We start from the raw sequence: 25,337 nt of genomic DNA on the forward strand, positions 1-25,337 counted from the left end.
CACCGGGCAGGTCGGCGCCGCGGTCCGCTCAGCCGGGTCACAGGAGCCGTTCGATACCCTTTGTCGTGTGAACGGCCCCCTGCGCTGGCTGCGCGCCCGGATGGGCGTGCGCGTGGTGTCCGCGCTGGCCGCGGCCGGTGCGGTGGCCGTCGTGCTGGTGGTGGCCGGGCTGTCGCTCGTGCTCCTGCTCAACCAGTCGTTGCGCTCGACCGTCGCGGACGCGGGCCAGCAGCAGGCCGAGGTCCTGGGCCAGCGGATCCAGGCCAACTTCTCCGGCACCGGGGACGCCAAGCGCAACGCGCTGGAGGCCACCGGGAAGCGCGGCGACCTGGTGCAGGTGGTCACCGACTACTCGAACGACTCCGACGAGAACCGCGGTCCGGACGGCTACGCCTACGTCCCGGACAAGCCGGAGGTCCAGATCATCGGCTCGTCGGACACGCTCGACGACCAGGCGCGGATGTCCGACGTCGTCCTCGACCCGGGCCAGCAACTGATCATCCCCAGCACGGTGATCACCCGCGCCGACGGGACGACGGACGAGGTGCTGCTCGTCGCAGAGGGCTACTCGGCGCAGGGCCGCCCGATCACCGTGCTGGTCGGTCAGCCGCTGCTGCCGGTCCACCAGGCCGTGGACACGGTCGAGGTGATGGTGATGGTCGGCGTCCCGATCCTCGTCCTGGTCACCGGCTTCTTCACCTACCTGTTCTCCAGCCGCGCGCTCCGCCCTGTCGAGGCGATCCGCCGCCGCGTCGCCGGGCTGACCGACCGCGACCTGTCCACGCGGGTACCGGAACCGGTGACGCAGGACGAGGTCGGCAAGCTCGCCCGCACGATGAACGGGATGCTCTCCCGCCTGCAGGAGTCCCAGGCCACCCAGCGGCGGTTCGTCGCGGACGCCAGCCACGAGCTCCGCAGCCCGCTGGCCACCGTCTCCACCGGCCTCGAGCTGCTCGGCGCCGGCATGCCGGAGGACTCCGCGGACATGGCGACCGTGCAGACCCTCCGCGGCGAGACGACGCGGCTGACCTCTCTGGTGGAGAACCTGCTGTTCCTCGCGCGGGCCGACGAGCGCGGTCTCACCCCGCGCCGCGAGGAGGTCGACCTCGACGAGATCGCCGAGGCCGAGCGCGTGCGTCCCAGCGCCGACGACCGGGTGGCGGTCACCGTGAGCACCGAGCCGGTGCGCGTGACCGGCGACCGCGGGCAGCTCGTCCGGGTGCTGCGCAACCTCGTCGACAACGCCCGCAGGCACGCCGGCCACGCGGTGCTGGTCACCGTGCACGGTGACGGCGAGACGGCCGTCGTCGACGTCGAGGACGACGGTCCCGGCGTACCCGAGGCCGACCGGGCGCGGGTGTTCGAGCGTTTCGTGCGCCTCGACGAGGCGCGTGCCCGTGGCGACGGCGGTTCCGGGCTCGGGCTGGCGATCGTGTCCGAGCTGGTTGCGGCACACGGCGGCTCGGTCGCGGTGGACGAGTCCACGACGCTCGGTGGGGCGCGCTTCCGGGTCTCGATGCCGATGGCCGCGGCCGAACCGGATCCCGTCGAGGACGACGACCAGCAGCTGTCCGTCACGGCGGGCGACACCACCGGCGAGACGGTCGCCGGAGCGGAGGACGAGCGGATGCCCGTGCCACCGGCGCCGACGGGCGGCCCACCGTGGGAAGGCCCGCGCCCGGGCCGGCCGTCGCCCGGTCCGGTCAGGACGCCGGTGACGCCGCACCCCGTCGGGCGGTCCGCACTGGACCCCCCGACCGGCCCGCTGCCGATCCGTCCGAACACGGTCGGCAGCCCGGCCGACCAGAACGCCACCCGTCCGCTGCCGATCGTGCCGCGGACCGGGACGGCCGTCGCGACCCCGCCCGGCGGGACGCGCGAGACGCCCGGCCGCCCGACCATGCCGGTCCGTCCGCGCCGGACACCCGGGTCGTCGTCCCGGAACTGAGTACCCGGAACCCAGCACCGGGTCCCGCGCGCTCGCAACGCGCGCCCGGAGCGGTCAGCCCGGCCTGCCGGCCGGCTCCACCATCCGGTAGCCGACGCCGCGCAGCGTCTCGATGCTCGCGGTACCGAACGGCGCGTCGATCTTGCGCCGCAGGTAGCCGACGTAGACCTCGACGACGTTGACCTCGCCGTCGTAGTGCGCGTCCCACACCGAACGCAGGATGTCGATCTTCGTGACGACCTGCCCGGTCCGCTGCATGAGGTGCTCGAGCACGCCGAACTCGCGCGGCGTCAGCGAGATCTCCACCTCGCCGCGGTGCACGCGGTGGGTGGACGGGTCGAGCGTCAGATCGCCGACCCGGAGCACGGCGGGCGCGCTCTCCCCGGCCCGGCGCAGCAGCGCCCGCAGCCGCGCCTGCAGTACGACGAACGAGAACGGCTTCGTGAGGTAGTCGTCGGCGCCGAGGTCGAACGCGTCGGCCTCGTCGTACTCGCCGTCCTTGGCCGTGAGCATCAGCACCGGCGTCCAGACACCGGCGCCCCGCAGGTGCTGCAGCACCCGGTAGCCGGACTGTCCCGGGAGCATGATGTCCAGCACGACGACGTCGTGGCGCCCGGACAGCGCGGCCTGCAGGCCGCTGTTCCCGTCGTGGGTCACCTCGACGTCGTGGCCCTCGGCGGCCAGCCCGCGACGGACCAGCTCGGCGAGCGGTTTCTCGTCCTCGACCAGGAGTACCCGCACCAGGTCAACCGTAGAGGGCGGGCCTGTGAGCGCGCTGAACGACCTCGGGGTGGACCGATCGGTTAATGACCGCTAACCTGTTAATGAGTATTAACTACCGAGGAGGGACGGCATGACGCACGGCATCGACGCCGCGCCGCGGCTGGAGACGTCGGTGGACCCGTCGGACCCGGCGTTCGCGCGGAACGCCACGGCCCACCGTGACCTCGTCGCGGACCTGAACGCGCATCTGGCGTCCAGTCGTCTCGGCGGGCCGGCCAAGTCGCGGACGCGGCACGTGGAGCGCGGCAAGCTGCTGCCGCGCGACCGGGTGGACACGCTGGTGGACCCGTCGTCGCCGTTCCTCGAGCTGTCCCCGATGGCCGCGCACGACATGTACGACGGGCAGGCCCCCGGTGCCGGGATGATCACCGGTGTCGGGCGGGTGTCCGGCCGGGAGTGCGTGATCGTCGCGAACGACGCGACGGTCAAGGGCGGCACGTACTACCCGATGACGGTCAAGAAGCACCTGCGCGCGCAGGAGGTGGCGCTGCACAACCGCCTGCCCTGCATCTACCTCGTCGACTCCGGCGGCGCGTACCTGCCCGAGCAGGACTCGGTGTTCCCGGACCGCGAGCACTTCGGCCGGATCTTCTACAACCAGGCCACGATGTCCGGCCTCGGCATCCCGCAGATCGCGGCCGTGCTCGGCTCGTGCACGGCAGGCGGTGCGTACGTGCCGGCGATGAGCGACGAGGCGGTGATCGTCCGGAACCAGGGGACGATCTTCCTGGGTGGTCCGCCTCTGGTGAAGGCCGCGACCGGTGAGGTCGTGACGGCCGAGGAACTGGGTGGCGGTGACCTGCACTCGAAGACGTCGGGCGTGACCGACCACCTGGCGAACGACGACGCGCACGCGTTGCAGATCGTCCGGTCGATCGTCGGGACGCTGGGTCCGCGCGCGCCGCGGCCGTGGGACGTGACGCCGACCGAGGAGCCGGCCGTCGACCCCTCTGAGCTCTACGGCGCCGTGCCGACCGACACCCGCACGCCGTACGACGTGCACGAGGTGATCGCCCGCGTCGTCGACGGCTCGCGGTTCCACGAGTTCAAGCCGGAGTACGGGACGACGCTGGTCACCGGGTTCGCCCGGATCCACGGGCACCCGGTCGGGATCGTCGCGAACAACGGGATCCTGTTCTCCGAGTCCGCCGTCAAGGGCGCGCACTTCGTGGAGCTGTGCGACCAGCGGGGCATCCCGCTCGTGTTCCTGCAGAACATCTCCGGGTTCATGGTCGGGCGCGACTACGAGGCGGGCGGGATCGCGAAGAACGGCGCGAAGATGGTCACCGCGGTGGCCTCGACGCGGGTGCCGAAGCTGACCGTCGTGATCGGCGGGTCGTTCGGTGCCGGGAACTACGCCATGTGCGGGCGGGCCTACTCGCCGCGGTTCCTGTTCATGTGGCCGAACGCGCGGATCTCGGTGATGGGTGGCGAGCAGGCCGCCACCGTGCTGGGCACCGTGGGCAACGCCGACCCGGACGCGATCCGCGCGCAGTACGAGAGCCAGGGCCACCCGTACTACTCCACGGCCCGGATCTGGGACGACGGCGTCATCGACCCCGCCGACACCCGCACGGTCCTCGGCCTGGCCCTGTCCACCGCCGCCAACGCGCCTCTGGCCGACCCGGCCTTCGGCGTCTTCCGGATGTGAGCGCCGTGCCCACCACCGCACAGCCCACCTCGGCTCCGCGACCCGCCGGCCCGGCCCGGACCACCGCGGCGCCACGGCCCACCCCCCACCCGAACGAAGGTGCCGTTCGGGCAATCACATGTGACGAAGGTGCCGTTCGTTCGGGAAGGGGAACGCGTGTTTGACACCGTGCTGGTCGCCAACCGCGGGGAGATCGCGGTCCGCGTGATCCGGACGCTGCGTGCGCTGGGCATCCGGTCGGTCGCGGTGTATTCGGACGCCGACGCCGATGCCCCGCACGTGCTCGCGGCGGACGAGGCGGTCCGGATCGGCCCGGCCGCCGCGGCCGAGTCGTACCTCTCCATCGAGAACGTGATCGCCGCGGCCCGCGCGACCGGCGCCGAGGCGATCCACCCCGGGTACGGCTTCCTGTCCGAGAACACGGCGTTCGCCGCGGCCTGCGAACAGGCCGGGATCGCGTTCGTCGGGCCGCCGTCGTCGGCGATCGACGCGATGGGCGACAAGATCCGCGCCAAGCAGACCGTGTCCAAGGCGGGCGTTCCGGTCGTGCCGGGATCCGACGGCGCCGGGCTGTCCGACGACGACCTGGCCGACGCCGTCGCCGAGATCGGCTACCCGGTGCTGCTCAAGCCGTCCGCCGGTGGCGGCGGCAAGGGAATGCGGGAGGTGTACGCCGAGTCCGAGCTGCCCGACGCGATCGCCGGCGCCCGGCGCGAGGCACGCGGTTCGTTCGGCGACGACACACTGCTCGTCGAGCGCCTGGTCACCACGCCGCGGCACATCGAGATCCAGGTGATGGCCGACGGGCACGGCACCGTCGTGCACCTCGGCGAGCGCGAGTGCTCGCTGCAGCGCCGCCACCAGAAGATCGTCGAGGAGGCGCCGTCCGCCCTGCTCACCGCGTCGCAGCGGAGCGCGATGGGCGAGTCGGCGTGCGAGGCGGCCCGCTCGGTCGGCTACACCGGCGCCGGGACCGTCGAGTTCATCGTCAGCTCCGACCGTCCGGACGAGTTCTTCTTCATGGAGATGAACACCCGGCTGCAGGTCGAGCACCCGGTCACCGAGATGGTCACCGGTCTGGACCTGGTCGAGTTGCAGCTGCGCGTCGCGGCCGGTGAGCGGCTGCCGATCACGCAGGACGACGTCGAGCTGCGCGGCCACGCGGTCGAGGCCCGGGTGTACGCGGAGACGGTCTCCGACGGCATGTTCCTCCCGTCCGGCGGACGCGTGCTCGCGCTGCACGAGCCGGTCGGGCCCGGCGTGCGGGTCGACTCCGGCCTGGCCGATGGCACGCTCGTCGGCTCCGACTACGACCCGATGCTGTCCAAGGTCATCGCCTGGGGGGCGGACCGTGACGAGGCGCTGCGCCGCCTGGACACCGCCCTCGGTGCGACGACCGTGCTCGGCCTGGACACGAACGTCGGCTTCCTGCGCGGGCTGCTCGCCGACGCCGACGTCCGCGCCGGGAACCTGGACACCGGACTGGTCGGGCGGCGCCTGGCCGACCTGGCCACGACCGAACTGCCGCCGGACGTGCTCACCGCCGTCGTCGGGCAGGCGTTGCTGCGCCTGGAGCCGGACTCCGCCGTCGTCGACCCGTTCGACGTGCCCGGCGGCTGGCGCGTCGGTGAGGCCGCGTGGACGACGCGCCGTCTCGTCGTCGCCGGGCACGAGCCCGTCGAGGTTCGTGCCAGGGGCCGTGCCCGGGACGCCGAGATCGTCGTCGGGGACGCGGACCCGGTGCGTACCAGCACGTCTGCCGTCGCCGGCGGTCTGGCGCACGTCCGGGACGGGCGCAGCCGCCGCTACGCGGTCGCGACCGGCGCCGACGGTGTCGTCTGGATCGCCCGCGACGGCTCGGCTTGGGGCGTGCGCGAGCAGGAACCGCTGGAGGCCGCGCGCACCGCGACCGACGGCGGTGGCGGGCCGGTCGTCTCGCCGATGCCCGGCACGGTGACCGTCGTCGAGGTCGCCGAGGGCGACCAGGTCACGGCCGGGACCACGCTCGTCGTGGTCGAGGCCATGAAGATGGAACACGTGCTCACCGCCCCGGTCGACGGGACGGTGCGCGAGCTGAGGGCCCGGACCGGAGGCACCGTCGCGCGCGGCGACGTGCTCGTCGTGGTCGAGCCCGCCACCGAGAGCAGCGAACGCGGAACGAGCACCAGCTCAGCGGAGGGATCGTCATGAGCACCACGACCGAGGAGTACGACGCGCTGCGGGAGACCGTCGAGGAGTTCGCGCGCAAGGAGGTCGCGCCGGTCATCGGCGACCTCTACATCCGCGAGGAGTTCCCGTACGACATCGTCGGGAAGATGGGCGAGATGGGCCTGTTCGGCCTGCCCATCGACGAGGAGCACGGCGGCATGGGCGGCGACTACTACGCCCTCTGCCTGGTCCTCGAGGAGCTGGCCCGCGTCGACTCGTCGGTGGCGATCACCGTCGAGGCCGGCACCTCGCTCGGCGCGATGCCGATCTACCGCTTCGGAACCGACGAGCAGAAGGCCCGCTGGCTGCCGGACATCGCGGCCGGCCGGGCGCTCGGCGCGTTCGGGCTGACCGAGCCCGGCGGTGGTTCCGACGCAGGCGCCACCCGCACCACCGCCCGTCTCGAGGGCGACGAGTGGGTGATCAACGGGTCGAAGTGCTTCATCACGAACTCCGGCACCGACATCACCTCCGTCGTCACCGTGACGGCCGTGACCGGCGAGAAGCCGGACGGCGGCAAGGAGATCTCGGCGATCCTCGTGCCCTCCGGCACGCCCGGCTTCCGGGTGGGCGGCAAGTACTCGAAGGTCGGCTGGAACTGCTCGGACACCCGCGAGCTGTTCTTCGACGACGTCCGCGTCCCCGCCGCCAACCTGCTCGGCGAGCGCGGCCGCGGGTACGCCCAGTTCCTGTCCATCCTGGACGAGGGACGGGTCGCGATCGCTGCGCTGTCGGTCGGGCTGGCGCAGGGCTGCGTCGACGAGTCCGTGCGCTACGCCCACGAGCGGGAGGCGTTCGGCCACCCGATCGGCGACTACCAGGCGATCCAGTTCAAGATCGCCGACATGGAGGCGCGGGCGCACACGGCCCGCCTGGCCTGGCAGCACGCGGCCGGGAAGCTGGTCGCGGGCGAGCCGTTCAAGAAGGAGGCGGCGATCGCGAAGCTCGTCGCGTCCAACGCGGCGATGGACAACTCGCGTGACGCGACGCAGATCTTCGGTGGCTACGGGTTCATGAACGAGTACCCGGTCGGCCGCTTCTACCGGGACGCGAAGATCCTCGAGGTCGGCGAGGGCACGTCCGAGGTCCAGAAGATGCTGATCGCGCGCCAGCTGGGTCTCTGAGTCGCCGCTGACCGGCTGACGGGTCCGGATCGGGGCCGGATCCGGCCCCGACGCGGACGCGGTCGTCGATCACCGGGTGGAGTCCGGGATCAGGTCAGGGTCGAGCAGGCGCCCACGTACCCGGCGAGGTAGGCGCGGGCGGCGTCCGCGACGCGGTCGTCGGAGGGCAGGAAGCGCGCGTCGTGCAGCATCGGAGGGCGCTCGCCATCGCCCGTCCCGAGGAAGATCATCGTGCTCGGTGCGACCGCGGAGTAGAACGCGAAGTCGTCCGAGCCGCAGGACCGGAACTCGGGCGCGAGCACGAAACCGGACTCCTCGAGCCGGGCGCGCACCGCGGCCGTGAGACCGGGCTCGTTGGCCATCGGCGGCTCGACCGGCGAGTAGGTCACCTCGGCGGTGAGGCCGTGCGCGGCCGCGTACCCGGTCGCGAGCCGGCGCAGGCCGTCGAACAGGAGCTCGCGGTCCCGCGACCGGTAGGTGCGGATCGTGCCGTGCGTGAACGCCGTCTCGGCGAGGACGTTCGGCGCGGTGCCCGCGCGCAGGATGCCCAGCGTGACCACCGACGGGTGCATCGGGTCCACCGTGTCGCGCACGACGTCCGGGATCGCGCCGACGATCCGGCACAGCACCGGGACCGGATCCTCGGCCAGGTGCGGGTACGCGCCGTGGCCGCCCGCGCCCCGGACGGTGATCTCGATCTCGTCGCACGCGGCGTTGACCACGCCGGGGTCGGCCGCGACGGCGCCCAGCGGCACCTGCGGCTGCAGGTGCACGCCGAGGACCGCGCCCACCTGCTCGTCGGCCAGCCGGCCGGACCCCGCCACGTCCTGCCCGCCCGACGGGTGCTTCTCCTCCCGCGGCTGCAGGATCGCCAGCACCGGAAGCGGTCCGCCGACCCGGCGCAGCGTCCGTACGGCGGCGACCAGCCCGGCGAGGTGCACGTCGTGGCCGCAGGCGTGCATGGCGTCGTTCGTCGACGCGAAGGGCGCGGCGGTCTCCTCGCGCATCGCCAGCGCGTCGAGCTCGGCGCGCAGCGCGACGCACCGGCCCTCGCCGCCGACGCGGACGAGCCGCCCGGTACCCGCGACGACGGGTGCCTCCGGCTCGCCCAGCGCCTCCGCGACGCGCGCGGCCGTCCGCACCTCGGCCCCGGAGACCTCCGGGTTCCGATGCAGTTCGTGCCGGAGCTCGACGGCGGCGGGCAGCTCGTCGGCCAGCGCCGCGGTGAGCCGGTCCAGGATGTCGCTCACAGGCCGTATACCCGTTCCGCGTTGCCGGCGGCGATCATGGTCACGATGCGCTCCGCGTCCGCGGCCGCCCACTCCCCGGACCGGACACGCTCGTCGGTCACGTCGCCCAGCGCGCGCCGGAACGCGTACGCGCCCAGGTGGTAGAACTCGGCCAGGCCGAACGCGTCCGAGGAGAACAGCACCTTGCCGAACGGTGCCAGCTCGAGTGCCTCGGCGAGCACCTGCCCGGCCCGCGCCGGACCGACGAACGTCAGCGTGAGCCCGAGATCGAGGTGGACGGTCGGGTGCACGGCGGCGAGGTAGCCGGCGTTGCGGTGGAACGGGTAGCAGTGCAGCAGCATCACCGGTGTCCGCGGTGCCGCGAGCACGAAGTCGGTCAGCAGGGCGGGATCGGTGCGGTGGAGCCGGATGTCGGAGTCACCGAGACCGACGTGGAACTGGATCGGCAGACCGGTCTCGACGGCCGTCCACAACAGGAGCCGGGTGAGCGTGGGATCGGCGAGCCGGGGCGGCTCCTCACCCAGGCCATGCAGCCAGTTCGCCGCCGCACCTGTGACCTCGGCCGACGACGGCGGAGAGGGGTCGAAGTCGAAGCCCACCCGGTACGCCGCGACGGACTTGAGACCGGCCGCGCCGCCCTCGCGCACCACCTCCTCCAGGCGCCGGGCGAACGTCGGGGCGAACGCGTCCGGCTCGACGCCCTCCGCGGCGAGCGCCTCGGCGACGGCCTCCAGCCGGACGATCTCGCGGTGTCCGGCGCCGGTGTAGGCCGCGAGCTCGTCGGGCGTCGTGAGCTCGTCGCCGCGGAAACCGGTGTCGACCAGATGGCGGCCGATCCCGGCCGCGCCGAGCAGACGGGAGACGGCCCCGTCGCCCAGTGCGGCCCGGCGTTCCAGGTACTCGTCCGGCGCGGCGTGCGGGTCCAGGTCCAGCAGCGGTGCGCAGTGCCTGCGGACCGCGAGCCCGGCCGGGGTGTCGAAGTTCGAGGTACCGGGAGGAGGTGCGCCACCCTCGCTGAGCAGCGACTCGAAGCGGGCGCGGTCGAGAACGCCCGGGACGATCCCGTGGCAGTGGTGATCGACGAGTGCCGTGCCGGGTACGTCGATCACCGCCCCAGCCTGCCTCCCGGACGTCAGAAGATCCACCGGTAGGCGGCGACGACCTGCTCGGGCGTGAGGTCGGCGACCCGGTCGATCTCGCCGCGGCGGACGACCTCGATCGCCCCGGTCAGCCGCTCTCCCAACGCGGATCGCAGCACGTCCGACCCGGCGAACCGGGCCAGCGCCTCGCCCAGCGACGTCGGTAGCCGCGCGGGCCGGTCGTCCTCGGCGGCGAACGCCGGGTCGCCGACGACCGGGGGTGGGAGCGTGGCCCCGGTCCGGATCCCGTGCCGCGCGGCGGCCATCAGCGACCCGACGAGGAGGTAGGGGTTGGCCGCGAGGTCGACGCACTTGACCTCCAGATTGGCCCGCCTGCCCTGCTCCCCCCGGCTGCCGGTGACCAGCCGCAGCGCCGTCTCGCGCGTCTCGTGTCCCCAGGCGGCGAACACGCCGGCCCAGTGCGACGGCACCAGCCGCAGGTAGCTCGCCGGCGTCGGGGCGCCGACGGCCAGCAACGCGGGCAGCTCGTCGAGGACCCCGGCGACGGCGGCGGCGCCCCCGTCGGTCGTCCCGTACGGCCCGGTGCCCCCGGCCAGCAGGTTGACGTCGCCGCGCCACACGGACAGATGGACGTGCCCGCCGTTGCCGACGTGGTCGTGGACGACGCTCGGTGCGAACGACACCCGCAGGCCGTGTCGTGCGGACACGGCCCGGATCGTGGTCCGCACGAGAACGCTGTGGTCGGCCGCGGTGACCGGGTCGGCCGGCGCGACGGACACCTCGTACTGCCCGTCCGAGTACTCCGGGTGGATCTGCTCGACGTCGAGCCCCTGGCGCTGCAGCGCGACCATGACGTCCCGCAGGTAGTCGCTGCGCTCGAGCAGCCGGACCATGCCGTACGCGGGCCCGGTGCAGGCGGGGACGAACGTGTCGCCGTCGCCGTGGCTGACCGCCCACTCGACCTCGATGCCCATCCGGAACCGCAGGCCGTCCGCGGCCGCGGCCTCGACCTGCCGGCGGGCGAAACCCCGCGCGCACCCGGGGTGGACGTCGCCGTCCTGGGTGCGGCGGTCGACCGGCGCCCACGCCCAGCCCGGCTGGGCGTCGAGCACGACGAGCCGGTCGAGGTCGGGGACGTGCCGCAGGTCGCCGTCCGGGCCGCCGAGCGTGCCGGGACCGGACATCGGCACGTCGTCGGACCGGAACGCGTCGAACACCGGCGACATGCCGACGCCCCACGTCGCGGCGCCCTCCAGGCGCTCCAGCGGGACGGCCTTGATCCGGTCGATCCCCGCGGTGTCCACGAACGACAGCACGACCCCCTGGACGCCCCGGCTCCGGAGCTCCGGGACCAGCGCGCGGGCCCGGTCCGTCACGGTGCCGTCGCCCGGGGCTGCGGCGCGAGCCCCTCCTCCGCGGTCAGGCGCTCGCCCACCCGCCGCGACATGGCGGGCCGGGCCAGCACGTACAGAAGGCCGAGCACGATCCACACGGCCGTGACGACCGGGAACCAGCGGGCCGCGCCGTCCTGGATCGGCCACACGTTGCGGTAGAGCGTGTAGCCGAGCACGACCAGGCCGAGTACCGGGATCACGATCTCCCACCCGCGGGTGCGCGGCCCGCCCGCGGACGGCGAGAAGAACAGCAGCCGCATCGCACCGATCGTCGCGATCACGTAGACGGCGAGCAGGATCAGCGTGCCGATCGACCCGCTCCACAGGAACGAGTCCTGTGGCCCGGCGCCGAACGCGGCGATGTAGACGGCCACGATCACGTACATGCCGGCCACGACCGCCAGCGAGGCCCCGACCGGTGCGCCACTGCGCGCCGACACACGCCCCAGCACGGCCGGGCCGACGCCGTCGCGACCGAGCGCGTACAGCAGCCGCGAGCCGCCGACGGCACAGGCGAGCGAGCAGGCGAACGCGCTGACCGCGGCGCCCAGCGTGATCACGTCACCGACCCACGCGGCGAGGTACTGCGTGCCGAGGTCCCCCATCAGCGAGGGCGACGCGACGAACGCCGCGATGCCCGTGTCGTCCGCGCCGAAGCCCATCACCTCGACGGCCGTGACGAACACGAAGTAGACGCCACCGAAGATCGCGGTGCCGAGGATCGCGCGCGGGATGTTGCGGCGCGGGTTGCGCGCCTCCTCGCCGAGCGTCGCGGCGGCCTCGAACCCGGCGAAGGACAGGAAGCCGAACACGACGCCGAGGAACACGACCGACGCGTCGGTGCCCGGGGCCACGGTGAACACGTCGAGCGTGAACGCGTGCCCACCGGGCGCGGTCCCGCTCACGAGCCGGGCGAGCACGACGACAGCGACCACGAGGATCAGCAGGACCGTGACGCCCTCGACGGTGAGCAGCAGCCGGGTCGCGGCCCGGACCGGCGTGACGGTCAGCGCGAACACGCCGAGCAGGACGACGGCGGTGACGACGAACGGGGCCCACGACGGCTGGTCGGTCCAGACGCCGAGCGAGTCCAGGAAGGACGCGAGGAAGATGCCGCACGCCGACGACGTCACGACGCCGTAGAACGTGTACGTGCCGATCAGCGACCACCCGGACACCACGCCGGCGCGCGGCCCGAGCGTCGCGCCGACGAAGCCGTACACCGAGCCGGCGTGGTTGTACCGCTGGCACAGCCGGACGAACGTCCAGGCGATCAGCAGCACGCCGAGCGTCGCGAGGAAGAACGCCAGCGGGACGGCGCGGCCCACCGTGCCCGCCGTCCCCTGTGGATTGATGTTCGCCGCCATCGACGGCGCCATCAGCGCCACCGAGATGCCGATGGCCTCCCACAGGCTGAGCTCGCGCCGCAGCCGGCGGGGTGACGGGGGTTCGGTCTGCACGTCGTGCCACCTCCTCGGCGTGAGGGAACTTCAGCAGCGCCGTCCCGCCCGCGTCAACGGTCGGCGGGCGGGCCGGGGTAGACAGGACGCATGAGTTCCGAGAACCACCAGGTCCGTCTCGCCGAGCGTCCGGTCGGGCTGCCGGGGCCCGAGGTGTGGCAGCACACGACCGAGGCGGTGCCCGAGCCGGGCGAGGGCCGGTTCGTCGTGCGGATCAGTCACATCTCGCTGGACCCGGCCATGCGCGGGTGGATGAACGCCGGCAGGAGCTACGTCCCACCCGTCGAGATCGGCGAGGTGATGCGCGCGCTGGCCGCCGGCGAGGTGGTCGCGTCCGCGCACCAGGACTTCGCGGTCGGCGACGTCGTGTCCGGCACGTTCGGCGTGCAGGACTACGCGGAGTCCGACGGCCGGGGCGTCCAGAAGATCACCCCCACGGCCGACGTGCCGATCGAGACGTACCTGGCCGTGCTCGGCATGACCGGCATGACCGCCTACTTCGGACTGTTCGACGTCGGCGCGTTGCGTGAGGGCGAGACGGTCGTCGTCTCCGGGGCGGCCGGCGCGGTCGGCAGCGTCGTCGGGCAGCTCGCCAAGCTCAAGGGCTGCCGGGTCGTCGGGATCGCGGGCGGGCCGGAGAAGTGCGCCTGGATCACCGACGAGCTCGGCTTCGACGCCGCGATCGACTACCGCGCCGAGGACGTGAAGAAGGCCCTGCGCGCGGCCGCACCGGACGGCGTCGACGTCTACTTCGACAACGTGGGCGGCGAGATCCTGGACATCGCGCTGACCCGGATCCGCCGCGGCGCGCGCGTCGTGATCTGCGGGTCGATCAGCAACTACAACGCGACCGAGGTCCCGCCCGGTCCGAAGAACTACATGAGCTTGCTGGTCAACCGCGCCCGGATGGAGGGCTTCGTGGTCTTCGACTTCGTCGACCGGTACGCCGAGGCCGGCAGGGCGATGGCCGGCTGGCTGGCCGAGGGGCGGCTGCACAGCCGCGAGGACGTCGTCGACGGCTCGGTGGACGACTTCGGCGACGTGCTGCTGCGCCTGTTCCGCGGCGAGAACACGGGCAAGCTGGTGTTGCGACTCGCCCGGTAGGGGAGGCAGGTCGCCGGGGCGGTAGGTTCGCCCCGTCGGGCGACCGGAGGGGAATCGACGTGGCGACCTGGGACGATCTGCTGTCCTACGTGCGGGTGCGATACGAGATCATGCGGCAGACCGACGGGGAGCTGTGGTTCAACCTCCCCACCTCCGGCGACCGCACGCAGCTCGTCGTCGTCCGCCGCGTGCACGAGCGGCACGCCGGCGTGACCGAGAAGGCCGCGGCCGTCTCGTCCGACGAGCGGGAGTGGGCACAGATCAGCTCGCCGATCGCCCGGACCGCCGACGTCGACGTGACGAAGCTGCTGGAGCTGGCCAGCGCATCGCCGGTCGGCGGGGTCGTGGCGACCGACGGCGTCGCGGTGTTCCGGCACTCGATCTCGCTGCGCGACTCCGGCCTGGACGGGTTCGAGTTCCCGTTCCGGCAGGTCGTGCACCTGGCCGACGAGCTGGAGCACGAGCTCACCGGTCGCGACGAGCACTGAGCGTCCGCCGCGGCGTCAGCCGGGCAGTGGTGTGAGGTCGATCGCCTGGTCGATCACGGTGCGGAGCCTGGCGAGCAGCTCGTCGGCCTCGCCCCAGGTCAGGACGCCGGAGTCCACGCCGCGACGGAGCTCCTCGGCCACTGTGCGCGCGAATCCGGTGGACCATGTGTGACGAGGATCAACGCTCCGCATGGCGGCATGATGCACGGTCCGTTCGTCCGGTGTTCACGCGGGGTACGCATGTGGTGCACGGGGATCTACGGAGCGTGCACCACTGAGCCGATCGGCTGAGACCCCATCGGCGCCAGCTCGGTCAACGTGGGGTGCCCGAGCGACAGCAGCGTCACGTCGTCGTCCGGGCGCTTGCCGCCGAAGTCCTCGCTGACGATCACCCGCAGGCCCGCCGGTCGCGGGCCCTCCGGCGTCCGGTACTGCATCCGGACCTGCACCGCGCCGGACTCGGCCAGCTCCGCCTCACGCAGCGGCTCCAGCTCCGCGACGGGACGGTTCGGCACGTTCATCGTCCACGCGGTCCCCGCCGGGCGTTCCCGCAGACGTCCCAGGACGCCGCCGAGCAGGCTCAGCGGCGCCTCCCAGTGCGGCGACTCCGGCATCGACAGCCCGGTGTCCATCGAGACGGCGAGCCCTGACCAGCGGTTCATCGTCCCGGCGATCACGGCGCAGACGGTGCCGGAGTGCAGCACGTTGCGCCCCAGGTTCGCCCCGTAGTTGATCCCGGACAGGACGATGTCCGGCTCCCGGTCCAGCCAGCCCTGCCCGGCCGCGAGCACGATGAACGCCGGCTGCGCGGAGACCCCGTACGCCGTCACCCCCGGCAGGCCGGGGATCTCCTGCTCCTGCACGGTCACGTGCCCGTCCTCGATCACGGCCTGCACGGAGCCCCCGGCACCGCTGGCGTCCACCGACGGGGCGGCGACGATCACGTCGTACCCGGCGTCGAGCGCCCCGCGCGCCAGGGCGTGCAGCCCCGGCGAGTCGATCCCGTCGTCGTTGGTCAGCAGGGCGAGGGGGCGGCGCGACACGTCACCGGACTATATAGAGGGACTCAGTTCAGGTGCGCGCGTTGCCGACGGGCCTCGTTGCGGACCGCGTCGAGGACGTCGGATCCCGCCTTCGCCCCGCGACCAGGGCCGTCCGCCCACGACTCCAGCAGGCGGGCCGCCTCGTCCCAGCGTGCCTGCGCGCCGAGCACGTCGGCGAGCTCGCGGACCAGCTCCGGCCCCTCGTGGCGGAGCCCGAGGCGCATCCGCAGCACCCACTCGAGGTTCACGTGGTCGCTGTGGTCGCGGTAGATCCCGCGGAGGTTCTCCAGCATCCGCGCGAGCAGCTGGCGTGTGGAGACCCGGGAGAGCAGGTGCGACCCGAACCGCGTCTCCGGCCCGACGCCGGTGACCTGCCGGAACAGGTTCTCGCACCCGGCCCGGTCGATCCGGCGGCCGCGGTCGAACACGTCGAGGTAGTGCTGCGTACCGGGTGTCCGGACGAGGAAGTGGCCCGGCATGCCCACGCCCTCCAGCGGGATGCCCGCCCGTCGCCCGACCTCCATCGTCACGACGGCCAGGGTGATCGGGATGCCGGTGCGCCGGTCCAGCACGTCCGGCAGCAGGGAGTTGCGCGGGTCGTAGTAGTCCTCGGCGTTGCCGGTGAAACCCGCTTCGACGAACAGCCGCGTCACCAGCGAGTCGACGTCGGACACGCCGTCGGAGAGCCGGTCCAGCTCGGCGAGGGCGGCGGACCGGTCGAGGGCGGGGTCGGCCCCGGCGGCGACGGCCAGCGCGGCCTCGTCAAGCGCCGGTTCGGCACCCGCCACCAGGTTCAGAAACCGCGCGACGGCATCCATGGAGACATACTGGCCGTCCGACCGGCGCGTGGCGAGCGGACGGGCCGGTACGGGCGTGGAGGTACCCGGCGGTCACGCAGCCACGGCCCGGACCGGAGACCCGGTCACCGGATGTCCCGCGGGCGCATCCCGAAGCGCTCCCGGAACGCCGTGCTGAATGCGCCGGTCGAGGAGAAGCCCAGCTGGAGGGCGATGTCGGTGATCGACTCTCGCTCGTGTGGCAGGCCGCGCAGGCGGTCCCTGGCCAGCAGGAGCCGTTCCTCCCGGATCAGTGCTGTCGGCGTGATACCCGACTGCTTGAGCGCCAGCTGGATCTGCCGCAGCGACCACCCCACCGCCCGCGCCATGGTGTGCGGGTTCAGCTCGCGATCGCCCGCGTGTTCGCGTGCGTAGCGGCGCAGTGTTCGTTCGAGGTCGGCCAGGGTCTCGTTGCCCGGCCGGTCCTCGCCGAGCAGCATCAGGCAGACGAGTTCCACCAGCCGGTCGGACACCGCATCGAACTGCCTGCGGTCCAGCGCGTCCCGTTCCTCGAACAGGCCGACGGCGAGGTCACCGACCAGCCTGCCGAGCCCGCTCGACACGTCGAGTGCGGTGACCCGGGGAGCTCCGTCGGGCAGCCTGCGGTCGAACTCGCAGCGAGGGGCGGTCAGCACGAACGCCTCGGTGCCGCCGCCCTGCCAGATCTGCAACGGCACGCTCATCGGGGCGAGCCCCGCCCGACCCGGTCGCAGCCCGGTTTCGACGCCTGCGTGCCGGAGCGCCATCGTCCCGCGTACCGGGAAGATCAGCCGGTAGTCGTCGTCCGGGTCGGTGCGGATCCCGTGGGCCGTCCGCCCGATCGTGTCCTCGTCGGAACGCCAGCCGACCAGCTGGTAGTTGCGCGTGCGCTGGCGCACCGTGGTCCCGTCGAAGTTCCCACGCTGTGCGAACTCGAACCGCATCCGGCAGTGGAACCCGCTGACGAGCTCGGTCCAGTACTCGGCGCGTTGGGATGGCGGGACCTCTCGCGTCGTCGACCTCTCGACCAGGTACTCGTGCGAGCTCCGCGTCATCGCGGACGGCGGTTCGGCCACGTCCGGCTCCTTCCGGCTCGCCAAGGAGGGTAGCGACGGTCGTCGAGGCGGGCACCGCTTCGCCGGACGACTCTGCGCGGAGACGCAACACCGGTTCGTTCAGGCACAACATCGCGGTCGGACCGCTGCCTAGTTTCCTGCGGGTCGCCTCGTGGATGTGCGGAGGAACCCGATGGCCCTGACCCGATCCTGTGCGTTGAACACGTCGCTGGACAGTCCCGAGCACGCCCGGATCGCCGAGGAACTCGGCTATGCGAGGGCGTGGTTCTACGACTCGCCGGCACTGTGCGCCGACGTGTGGATGCAACTGGCCCGCGCTGCCGACCTGACCGAGACGATCGGGCTCGGTACCGGGGTGCTGGTCCCGGCGTTGCGCCATCCGATGGTGACGGCCACGGCGATCGCGAACCTGGTGGAACTGGCCGGACGGGACCGGGTCTGCGTCGGTTTCGGGACCGGCTTCACCGGCCGGCTCACGCTCGGCCAGCGGCCGAGCCGCTGGCCCGACGTCGCCCGCTACATGTCCGTGGTGAAGGCCCTGCTCCGCGGCGAGCTCGTCGAGTGGGACGGGGCGACGATCACGATGATGCACTACCCGGGGTTCGCGGCGGCCCGGCCGATCGAGCTGCCCTTCGTAGCGGCCGCGATGGGGCCGAAGGGCCTGACCGTGGCGCGGGAGGAGGCCGACGGCCTGTTCTCCGTCCCCGAGCCGGTCCCCGGTTTCGACTGGTGCGTCAACCTCACCCTGGGGACCGTGCTGGACGAGGCCGAGGACCCCGGATCCGGGCGGGCGATCGCGGCCGCCGGGCACGCGGCCAGCCTGTGGCTGCACTTCGCGATGGAGTTCGACCGGCTCGACATGGTCCCGGACGGCGAGCGATGGGCGGCCGCGTACGCCGACATCCCGGAGGAGACCCGGCACATCGAGCTGCACGACGGCCATCTCTGGGCGGTGAACGAACGGGACCGGCCCTTCGTGACCGGGGAGGTGCTCGCGGCGAGCGGAGCGGCGATGAGCCCGGCCGGGTGGCGCGAACGGCTCGCCCAGCTGGAGGCCGCCGGCGCGACCGAGATCGCCTACCAGCCCGCAGGCCCGGACGTCCCGCGCGAGCTGGAGGCGTTCGCGAAGGCCATGCACGGCTGAGCCGCAGCGCCCCGATCAACCAGACCGTTTCGAAGGAGCACGCATGCGCCGCATCGTGATGGGCCACCGCACCACCGGCGAGCCCGTCGTCCTGTCCGACGCCGACGTCCCACCGGTCACCGTCGCCATGCTGCCCGGAGCCGAGATCCATCGGATGTGGGAGCTCGACGCCAGGCCGACGGTCCCGGTGACCGACCTCGACGGCGGCTCCGCGCACACCTTCTTCCCGCCTGCGCACGGGCTCCGCTTCGGCTTCCTCACCATTCCACCGGGACTGGACTACGTCCCGCCGGCGGGCACGCCGTCCGACGCCCTCGCGGCCGCGGCCGAGGAAGCCGAACGGAAGCTGCCGGGGATGGCCGCGACCTTCGACCCGACGAGGCCGGGCACACACACCACCGACACCGTCGACTACATCGTCGCGCTTGCCGGCGAGGGACTGATGACCGCGGGCGACGACGTCCGGATCCGGATGCGTGCCGGCGACTGCCTGATCCAGAACGGCACGCCGCACGCCTGGTTCAACGAGGGCTCCGTGCCGTTCGTCGTCGCCTTCGCGCTCGTCGCGGCCGACGCACCCCTGCGATGAGCATCCTGGACCCGTTCCGGCCGGGCGGACCGGACGCCATCATCACGGCGCCGCCTCCGGCCCGGTGGGTGCGGCCGTCGCCTACGGCGGGCTCATCCGTGCGCGGACGACGATCCCGTCCGGGCAGTCCGGGTCGTCCTCCGCGGTCCACACCTGCAGCACGTCGGTGAGCTCCGAGGCCAGCCACAGCCCGCGGCCCCGGCTGCCCGCGGCCGGAGGGGCGATCATCCCGGGGAACGGCAGGCGGGTGCGGTGCGCGTCGCTGACCTCGCCGACCAGCTCGTCGGCGGTGCGCCACATCCGCAGCCGCGGCCGTCCGGACCCGTGCTCCACCCCGTTCGCGACGATCTCGTTGAGCGCGAGCACGAAGTCCGAGGCGCGGAACGGGCCGAGACCGGAGAGCACCGCCTCGCGCCGCACCAGCCGTCGCATCCCGGCGAGCCCGGCGAGGTCGACCTCGGTGTCCAGCAGCGGGGGGCCGAGCGCCTCGGGGGGCGGCTGCGGGTGGTCGGCGAGCAGGTCGCGGTCGCCACGACGGGTGCGGCTGGCGACCTCCTCGCCGTCGACCAGCAACACGTCGTGCATCGTGCCCGCGGCATCGCGGGCGCCGGGGGCGTCGTCGAAACAGCAGAGCATCGTGACCGGCAGCCCGTGCAGCACGTGCCCGAGCGCGACGTCGAGCCGCGTCCAGTAGCCGGCGTCGGTGTTCGGGAAATCGAACTGCTGGCCGACCGCCATCAGCCGCCTCCCGTTCCCTCCGCGGGCCGCCGCGCGAGCCGCGCGGGCCCACCGGGTCGCGACGGTGAACGCAGGTGCCGAGTGCATCCGCTCCGGCGGGCGGTACTCGACGCCCGCGTCCGGCCCCAGATCGCGGTCCAGCTCGGCCCGACACCGGTCGTCGACGACGGCGACGGCATGGTCACCCCGCTCCAGCGCCGCCCGCAGCGGTGCCCGCAGCATCGCCGCCTGGTGTTCCGGCCCACGGCACGGGACGGCACGGTGCACCGTTCCGGCGGTGGCGGCAGGCGATGGCCGGTTCGCGGGTCTCGCGGGAGACATCGGCTCGATTCAGACCTTTCGCGGGCCGGGTCGTCCGCCGGTCCCGCCGCGGACGATAGTCCGCGGTCCGGTCGGCCGCCGTCCGTGGCTCGCGGGCCACACCCGCGGCCGGACGGGTGTGGCAGGGTGAAGCCGGTGATCGCTGGAGGTGCTCCGGCGACGAACCCTGGCGAGGAAAGGGCGTACGGATGCGCGTCTTCAACGGAGTCGACGAGCTGAAGGCGGCGAAGGGCGAGGAGCTCGAGCCGACCGACTGGCTGACCATCGACCAGGACCGGGTCGACCAGTTCGCCGACGCGACCGACGACCACCAGTGGATCCACGTCGACCAGGAGAAGGCGAAGGCGGGCCCGTTCGGCCAGACGATCGCGCACGGCTTCCTGACGCTGTCCCTGCTGCCCGAGCTGATCGCCCACACGTACAAGGTCGAGGGCGTCCAGATGGGCATCAACTACGGGCTGAACAAGGTCCGGTTCATCAACCCGCTCCCGGTCGGCAGCCGGGTCCGCGGCCGGACCCAGATCACCGACGTGACGGACGTGACCGGCGGCGTGCAGATCACGACGACCGTGACCGTCGAGATCGAGGGCGCCGAGAAGCCGGCGCTCGTCGCCGAGTGGCTGACGCGCCAGCACGTCTGAGGCCGGGCGGCCGACGACCGAAGCCGGCCCCGACGGTGCCCGCCGGCGCGCGTCGGGGAAGGGCGGACGTCACACCTCCGCCCCTCCCCGGACGGGCGGGTCAGTGCTCCTGGCCCGCGTCCTTGGCCCGCTGGTAGGAGGTGGTGATCTCCTTCTCGGCGTCGGCCCGGCCCACCCAGGTGGCGCCCTCGACGCTCTTGCCCGGCTCGAGCGTCTTGTAGATCTCGAAGAAGTGCTGGATCTCCGCCCGGTCGAACTCGGCCAGGTGGTGGATGTCGCGCAGGTGCTCCTGGCGCGGGTCGTCGACCGGGACGCAGAGGACCTTGTCGTCGCCGCCCTTCTCGTCCTTCATCCGGAACATGCCGATCGCCCGGCTCCGGATCAGGCAGCCGGGGAACGTCGGCTCCTGGACCAGCACCAACGCGTCCAGCGGGTCCCCGTCCTCACCCAGTGTGTGCTCGATGAACCCGTAGTCGGCCGGGTACTGGGTGGCCGTGAACAGCGTCCGGTCCAGTCGGAGCCGCCCGGACTCGTGGTCGAGCTCGTACTTGTTCCGGCCGCCCTTGGGGATCTCGATGAAAACGTCGAAGTCCACTGCTCGTTGCTCCTGTCGGGAGGGTGCTTCTCCGCCGTCGCCCGGCCCGCGAGGAGTCGGTGCGGTCGGCGACGGTGCTGGTCCTAGTGTGGGGGACCCGGCGCCCGACCGTGCAGTCACCTAGGCCGAGCGGCGGATCGCCCGGACGGGCGTCGAGACGAGGGAGCCGGATGTGGGACGCAGGCACCGACGGGTCGAGCGGAGCACGCGCCGTCTGGCCGTGATCGCCGTCGTCGTCGCGATCCTGGCCGGCCTGTTCGGAGCCGTCGCGCTCGCCGGTCCGGCCACCCGGGACAAGCTCGGGCTCGGTACCGCGGCGACGGCGTACCCGCCGGTGCCGATCCCCGAGCTCGGCCCGCTGCCCGGTGGCGCGCCGACGCCGAACCCCGCGGGCCTGGTGAAGGCGCTGACCGACCCGTCGCAGGACCCGGCCCTCGGCGCCCTCAGCGGCGTCGTCGTCGACGCGTCGGCCCAGCGCGGGACGCCGCCGATGTGGCAGCGCGACCAGAACGAGCCGATGGTCCCCGGCTCGGTGACCAAGCTGCTCACGGCGGCCGCCGCCCTGCTCACGCTGAACCCGACCGACCGGCTCGCCACCCGCGTCGTCCCCGGCCCGGAGCCCGACTCGGTGGTGCTCGTCGGTGGCGGCGACCCGACGCTCACGGCGCTGCCCGCGGGCAAGAACTCGGTCTACCCCGAACCGGCCCGCATCGACGACCTGGCGGCCGAGGTCAAGAAGGCCGTCAACCGTCCGATCACGACGGTCTACACGGACACCAGCCTGTGGACCGGGCCGGACCTGGCGCCGAGCTGGGGACCGGGCGACGTGCAGTCCGGGGACATCACCCCGATGACGTCGCTGATGCTCGACGGTGGACGGCCGGACCCGACCGTGCAGGACGGTCAGCCCCGGTCCACGAACCCGGCCGAGGACGCCGGGCAGGCGCTGGCCAAGGCGCTCGGGGCGAGCCAGGTCAAGGAGGGCAGGGCCGCACCCGGCACGTCCCCGATCGCCAGCGTCGGATCCCCGCCGGTCGCCTCGCTCGTCGAGAACATGCTCACCGCGTCGGACAACGTGACCGCCGAGGCGCTCGCCCGCCAGGTCGCGCTGTCGCGGAAGGTGGACCCGTCGTTCGACGGCGGAGCGAAGGCCGTCACCGACGCGCTGTCCCAGGCCGGCTACGACACGAACGGTCTGGTGCTGCGCGACGGCAGCGGGCTCTCCCCGGAGGACCGGATCTCGACGTCGCTGCTGGGGTCGGTGCTGGCGTCGGCCGCCGCCGTCTCGAAGAACCCGAACGACGTGCAGTACCTGCGCCCGATCCTGACCGGCCTGCCGGTCGCCGGGGGCGGCGGCACGCTCGCCGACCGGTTCACCGACGGGCGTTCGGTCGCCGGCCGCGGTGTGGTCCGGGCCAAGACCGGGACGCTGACCGGCGCGTCCAGCCTGGCCGGTGTCGTCAGCGACGTCGACGGGCGGCTGCTCGTGTTCGCGTTCATCTCCAACGGGACGTCCCCGGCGGACGCGCGGCCCAAGCTGGACGACCTGGCCGCCACGCTGAGCCGCTGCGGCTGCCGCGCCTGACCGGCCCGCGACCGTCCGCGGGTAGCGTGGACCGGGTGGACACCGACCAGAGCAGCACACCCGTGGCCACCCGGCCCGGTGGCTCCGAGCGGGGGACGGACCGCGGCCTGCCGGTGAACTGGGCGCTGGCCCGCCGGACCGCGACCACCCTGATGCCGCCGGGGCCGCAGGTCGATCCCGGGGTCGCCGCCGAGCTCGTCGAGCGTCTCCGGACCGACTCCGCGACTGCGGAGGGGCACGTCCGGGAGATCACCGGGCTCGGCGCGGGGCTCCCGCTGCTGCCCGCCGACGTGCTCGACCGCTCCGCGTGGGCGACGGCGGCGCTGGACGGCATGCGCGCGCTCACGGCGGACGCGCAGATGCCGTATGCGCCGAAGGCGGCCAGGGCCGTGACCGGGACGGCCGCGGGTGTCCAGGTCGGAGGGCTGCTGTCCTACCTCGGTGCCCGGGTGCTCGGGCAGTACGACCCGTTCGGCGGCCCGGACGGCGCCGGCCGCCTGATCCTGGTCGCCCCGAACGTCTACGCCGCACAGCAGGCGATGGACGTGGCCAGCGAGGACTTCGCGCTGTGGGTGTGCCTGCACGAGGCGACCCACCGGCTGCAGTTCACCGCGGTGCCGTGGCTGCGCGACCACTTCTCCGCCCAGGTCTCGCAGCTGCTCTCGATCCGCGAGCCGGACGCCGACCGGCTGCGCAGGCTGCCGGAGGCGATCCGCTCGCTGCGCGACTCCGGCGGCGATCCGCTGGCACTCGTCGAACTGTTGCAGGGGCCAGAGCAGAAGGCCGTGCTGGACCGGTTGCTCGCGCTCACCACGCTGCTGGAGGGGCACGCCGACCACGTGATGGACGCCGTCGGGCCGGCGGTGGTGCCGAGCGTCGCGACCATCCGTGAGCGGTTCACCGCGCGCCGCAGGGGCGGCAGCTGGATCGACCGTCTCCTGAGGACACTGCTCGGGGTCGAGGCGAAGATGAAGCAGTACGCCGTCGGAGCCGCGTTCGTGCGGCACGTCGACACCGAGATCGGCATGGCGGGCGTCAACCGGGTGTGGGAGTCGCCGGAGACGCTGCCGACCAGGGCCGAGCTGGACGAGCCCGCCGAGTGGCTGGCGCGCGTCGCCTGAGCCCCGCCCACTTCCCGTGATCGCCTTCTCGGCAGTGTGGCCGGACGGAACCGTCCGCGGGCACTGCCGGGAAGCCGATCACCAGTGCCTGCGCGGCCCGGCCTGCCGGAGCGCCGGATGACCGGGCCGCCCGGTCCGGCGTCGCGCCGGGTGCGCACGGCCGTCCGCCGCGCACTGGACGGCCTGCCGGAGCCCGTCCGGGCCGCTCCGGTCCTGGTCGCCTGCTCCGGTGGTGCGGACTCGTCGGCGCTGCTGGACGCCGCCCGCGCGTTGCGGCCGGGGCGGGTGCACGCCGCCGTCGTCGACCACGGGCTGCAGGACGGGTCCGACGCCCGTTCGGCGGCACTGGTGGAACGGATCAGGGGGCTCGGGGTCGAGGCCGCCGTGCACACCGTCCGGGTCGACGGCCGCGGCGGGATCGAGGCCGCGGCCAGGGACGCGCGCTACGGGGCACTGCGGGACGCCCGTCCCCACCCGGACTCGCCGGTCCTGCTCGGACACACGGTGGACGACCAGGCCGAAACCGTCCTGCTCGGACTCGGGAGGGGCTCCGGGGCGCGGTCGCTGGCCGGGATGCGCGCGTGGTCGCCGCCGTGGCTGCGTCCGCTGCTCGGGGTGCGGCGCGCGTGCACGGTGGACGCCTGCGCGGAGAACGGCACCCCGGTCTGGGACGACCCGCACAACGTCGATCCGCGCTTCACCCGCGCGCGGCTGCGCCACGAGGTGCTCCCGTTGCTCGACGACGTGCTCGGCGGCGGTGTCGCCGAGGCGTTGGCGCGCACGGCGAGCCAGCTGCGCGACGACGACGAGGCCCTGTCCGGATGGGCCGCGGGCGTCCACTCACCGGGTGATCCCCATGACAGCGACCGTCCCCCGGACGGGCAGGTAATTGATCACCCGGACGGGGTGACGGCGGTACTCCCGGTGGCCGCGCTGACCGGCCTGCCACCGGCCGTGCGACGCCGGGTCCTGCGGGAATGGCTCCGCGACGGCGGCGCAAGAGCCCTCACCGACGAGCACCTCCGGGCCGCCGACGACCTCGTCGGACGGTGGCGGGGACAGGGTGGGCCCGCGCTGGGCGGTGACTTGGACCTGGTCCGGACACATGGCAGGCTCGAACTGCGCCGTCGGGAGCGGGGGTCGTGAACCTCCCCGGCAG

The 25,337-nt window shown here is 73.2% G+C and carries 22 protein-coding genes; 12 read left to right on the top strand and 10 right to left on the bottom strand.

The window, feature by feature from the left end:
* The first annotated feature begins 67 nt into the window (after positions 1-67).
* Positions 68-1,948: a sensor histidine kinase gene (locus EV378_RS19275; RefSeq protein WP_132428321.1), complete on the top strand. Its 1,881-nt coding sequence runs from the start codon at positions 68-70 to the stop codon at positions 1,946-1,948.
* 54 nt (positions 1,949-2,002) lie between these two features.
* Here the strand turns inward: EV378_RS19275 and EV378_RS19280 are convergent, their stop codons facing one another.
* Entirely contained in the window at positions 2,003-2,689 is a 687-nt protein-coding gene (locus EV378_RS19280) for a response regulator transcription factor (RefSeq protein ID WP_132428323.1), read from the bottom strand.
* A gap of 112 nt (positions 2,690-2,801) precedes the next feature.
* Here EV378_RS19280 and EV378_RS19285 point away from each other — a divergent pair, with 112 nt between their 5' ends.
* The 3 genes from EV378_RS19285 (at position 2,802) to EV378_RS19295 (ending at position 7,714) form a co-directional block, all read left to right on the top strand.
* The gene (locus EV378_RS19285; protein WP_243653648.1) at positions 2,802-4,382 is read left to right on the top strand and encodes a carboxyl transferase domain-containing protein; all 1,581 of its coding nucleotides are present in this window, start codon (positions 2,802-2,804) and stop codon (positions 4,380-4,382) included.
* Positions 4,383-4,538: 156 nt separating this feature from the next.
* The gene (locus EV378_RS19290; RefSeq protein WP_132428325.1) at positions 4,539-6,572 is read left to right on the top strand and encodes an acetyl/propionyl/methylcrotonyl-CoA carboxylase subunit alpha; all 2,034 of its coding nucleotides are present in this window, start codon (positions 4,539-4,541) and stop codon (positions 6,570-6,572) included.
* The gene (locus EV378_RS19295) at positions 6,569-7,714 is read left to right on the top strand and encodes an acyl-CoA dehydrogenase family protein (RefSeq protein WP_132428327.1); all 1,146 of its coding nucleotides are present in this window, start codon (positions 6,569-6,571) and stop codon (positions 7,712-7,714) included. The genes EV378_RS19290 and EV378_RS19295 overlap by 4 nt, the downstream gene beginning before the upstream one ends.
* Positions 7,715-7,803: 89 nt before the next feature.
* Here the strand turns inward: EV378_RS19295 and EV378_RS19300 are convergent, their stop codons facing one another.
* From EV378_RS19300 to EV378_RS19315, 4 genes are read right to left on the bottom strand one after another with little or no spacing between them, the layout of a single operon-like run.
* Entirely contained in the window at positions 7,804-8,964 is a 1,161-nt protein-coding gene (locus EV378_RS19300; RefSeq protein ID WP_132428329.1) for a M20 metallopeptidase family protein, read from the bottom strand.
* Complete coding sequence (locus EV378_RS19305; protein WP_132428331.1) at positions 8,961-10,073, bottom strand: amidohydrolase family protein; 1,113 nt, start codon at positions 10,071-10,073, stop codon at positions 8,961-8,963. The genes EV378_RS19300 and EV378_RS19305 overlap by 4 nt, the downstream gene beginning before the upstream one ends.
* 23 nt (positions 10,074-10,096) lie before the next feature.
* Positions 10,097-11,440 (bottom strand): type I glutamate--ammonia ligase, encoded by a 1,344-nt coding sequence (locus tag EV378_RS19310; protein WP_132428333.1) that lies wholly within the window; start codon positions 11,438-11,440, stop codon positions 10,097-10,099.
* The gene (locus tag EV378_RS19315) at positions 11,437-12,918 is read right to left on the bottom strand and encodes an APC family permease (protein WP_243653649.1); all 1,482 of its coding nucleotides are present in this window, start codon (positions 12,916-12,918) and stop codon (positions 11,437-11,439) included. The genes EV378_RS19310 and EV378_RS19315 overlap by 4 nt, the downstream gene beginning before the upstream one ends.
* Positions 12,919-13,008: 90 nt before the next feature.
* Between EV378_RS19315 and EV378_RS19320 the strand changes: the two genes are divergently transcribed.
* The gene (locus tag EV378_RS19320) at positions 13,009-14,022 is read left to right on the top strand and encodes an NADP-dependent oxidoreductase (protein WP_132428335.1); all 1,014 of its coding nucleotides are present in this window, start codon (positions 13,009-13,011) and stop codon (positions 14,020-14,022) included.
* Between the two features lie 59 nt (positions 14,023-14,081).
* Complete coding sequence (locus tag EV378_RS19325) at positions 14,082-14,510, top strand: hypothetical protein (RefSeq protein ID WP_132428337.1); 429 nt, start codon at positions 14,082-14,084, stop codon at positions 14,508-14,510.
* Positions 14,511-14,767: 257 nt separating this feature from the next.
* On the opposite strand, the gene surE is transcribed toward EV378_RS19325, so the two are convergent.
* The 3 genes from surE to EV378_RS19340 all read right to left on the bottom strand — a co-directional run bounded on the left by surE (position 14,768) and on the right by EV378_RS19340 (position 17,444).
* On the bottom strand, positions 14,768-15,553 hold the full coding sequence (gene surE / locus EV378_RS19330) for a 5'/3'-nucleotidase SurE (protein WP_132428339.1): 786 nt from the start codon (positions 15,551-15,553) through the stop codon (positions 14,768-14,770).
* A gap of 23 nt (positions 15,554-15,576) precedes the next feature.
* On the bottom strand, positions 15,577-16,371 hold the full coding sequence (locus tag EV378_RS19335) for a transglutaminase family protein (RefSeq protein WP_132428341.1): 795 nt from the start codon (positions 16,369-16,371) through the stop codon (positions 15,577-15,579).
* A 104-nt stretch (positions 16,372-16,475) separates the two neighbouring features.
* Positions 16,476-17,444 (bottom strand): helix-turn-helix domain-containing protein, encoded by a 969-nt coding sequence (locus EV378_RS19340; RefSeq protein WP_207908804.1) that lies wholly within the window; start codon positions 17,442-17,444, stop codon positions 16,476-16,478.
* A gap of 172 nt (positions 17,445-17,616) precedes the next feature.
* Here EV378_RS19340 and EV378_RS19345 point away from each other — a divergent pair, with 172 nt between their 5' ends.
* Positions 17,617-18,588 carry an LLM class flavin-dependent oxidoreductase gene (locus EV378_RS19345; RefSeq protein WP_207908805.1) on the top strand — a complete coding sequence of 324 codons (972 nt, stop codon included), beginning with the start codon at positions 17,617-17,619 and terminating at the stop codon, positions 18,586-18,588.
* A gap of 43 nt (positions 18,589-18,631) precedes the next feature.
* Entirely contained in the window at positions 18,632-19,177 is a 546-nt protein-coding gene (locus EV378_RS19350; RefSeq protein ID WP_132428343.1) for a cupin domain-containing protein, read from the top strand.
* Between the two features lie 81 nt (positions 19,178-19,258).
* On the opposite strand, the gene EV378_RS19355 is transcribed toward EV378_RS19350, so the two are convergent.
* Positions 19,259-20,137, bottom strand: coding sequence for an ATP-binding protein (locus EV378_RS19355; RefSeq protein ID WP_132428345.1), 879 nt, complete (start codon positions 20,135-20,137; stop codon positions 19,259-19,261).
* Positions 20,138-20,424: 287 nt separating this feature from the next.
* Here EV378_RS19355 and EV378_RS19360 point away from each other — a divergent pair, with 287 nt between their 5' ends.
* Complete coding sequence (locus EV378_RS19360) at positions 20,425-20,877, top strand: MaoC family dehydratase (protein ID WP_132428347.1); 453 nt, start codon at positions 20,425-20,427, stop codon at positions 20,875-20,877.
* A 100-nt stretch (positions 20,878-20,977) separates the two neighbouring features.
* On the opposite strand, the gene EV378_RS19365 is transcribed toward EV378_RS19360, so the two are convergent.
* The gene (locus EV378_RS19365) at positions 20,978-21,472 is read right to left on the bottom strand and encodes an inorganic diphosphatase (RefSeq protein WP_132428349.1); all 495 of its coding nucleotides are present in this window, start codon (positions 21,470-21,472) and stop codon (positions 20,978-20,980) included.
* A gap of 172 nt (positions 21,473-21,644) precedes the next feature.
* On the opposite strand from EV378_RS19365, the gene dacB reads away from it, so the two are divergent.
* From dacB to tilS, 3 genes are all read left to right on the top strand, one after another.
* The gene (gene dacB, locus EV378_RS19370) at positions 21,645-23,057 is read left to right on the top strand and encodes a D-alanyl-D-alanine carboxypeptidase/D-alanyl-D-alanine endopeptidase (RefSeq protein WP_132428351.1); all 1,413 of its coding nucleotides are present in this window, start codon (positions 21,645-21,647) and stop codon (positions 23,055-23,057) included.
* Positions 23,058-23,119: 62 nt separating this feature from the next.
* A complete protein-coding gene (locus EV378_RS19375) occupies positions 23,120-24,178 on the top strand; it encodes a zinc-dependent metalloprotease (RefSeq protein ID WP_243653925.1) in 1,059 nt (352 codons plus the stop codon).
* Positions 24,179-24,295: 117 nt separating this feature from the next.
* Positions 24,296-25,324: a tRNA lysidine(34) synthetase TilS gene (gene tilS / locus EV378_RS19380; protein WP_132428353.1), complete on the top strand. Its 1,029-nt coding sequence runs from the start codon at positions 24,296-24,298 to the stop codon at positions 25,322-25,324.
* Positions 25,325-25,337: the final 13 nt, after the last annotated feature.

The sequence above is a fragment of the Pseudonocardia endophytica genome (assembly GCF_004339565.1).
Classification (GTDB): Bacteria; Actinomycetota; Actinomycetes; order Mycobacteriales; family Pseudonocardiaceae; genus Pseudonocardia; species Pseudonocardia endophytica.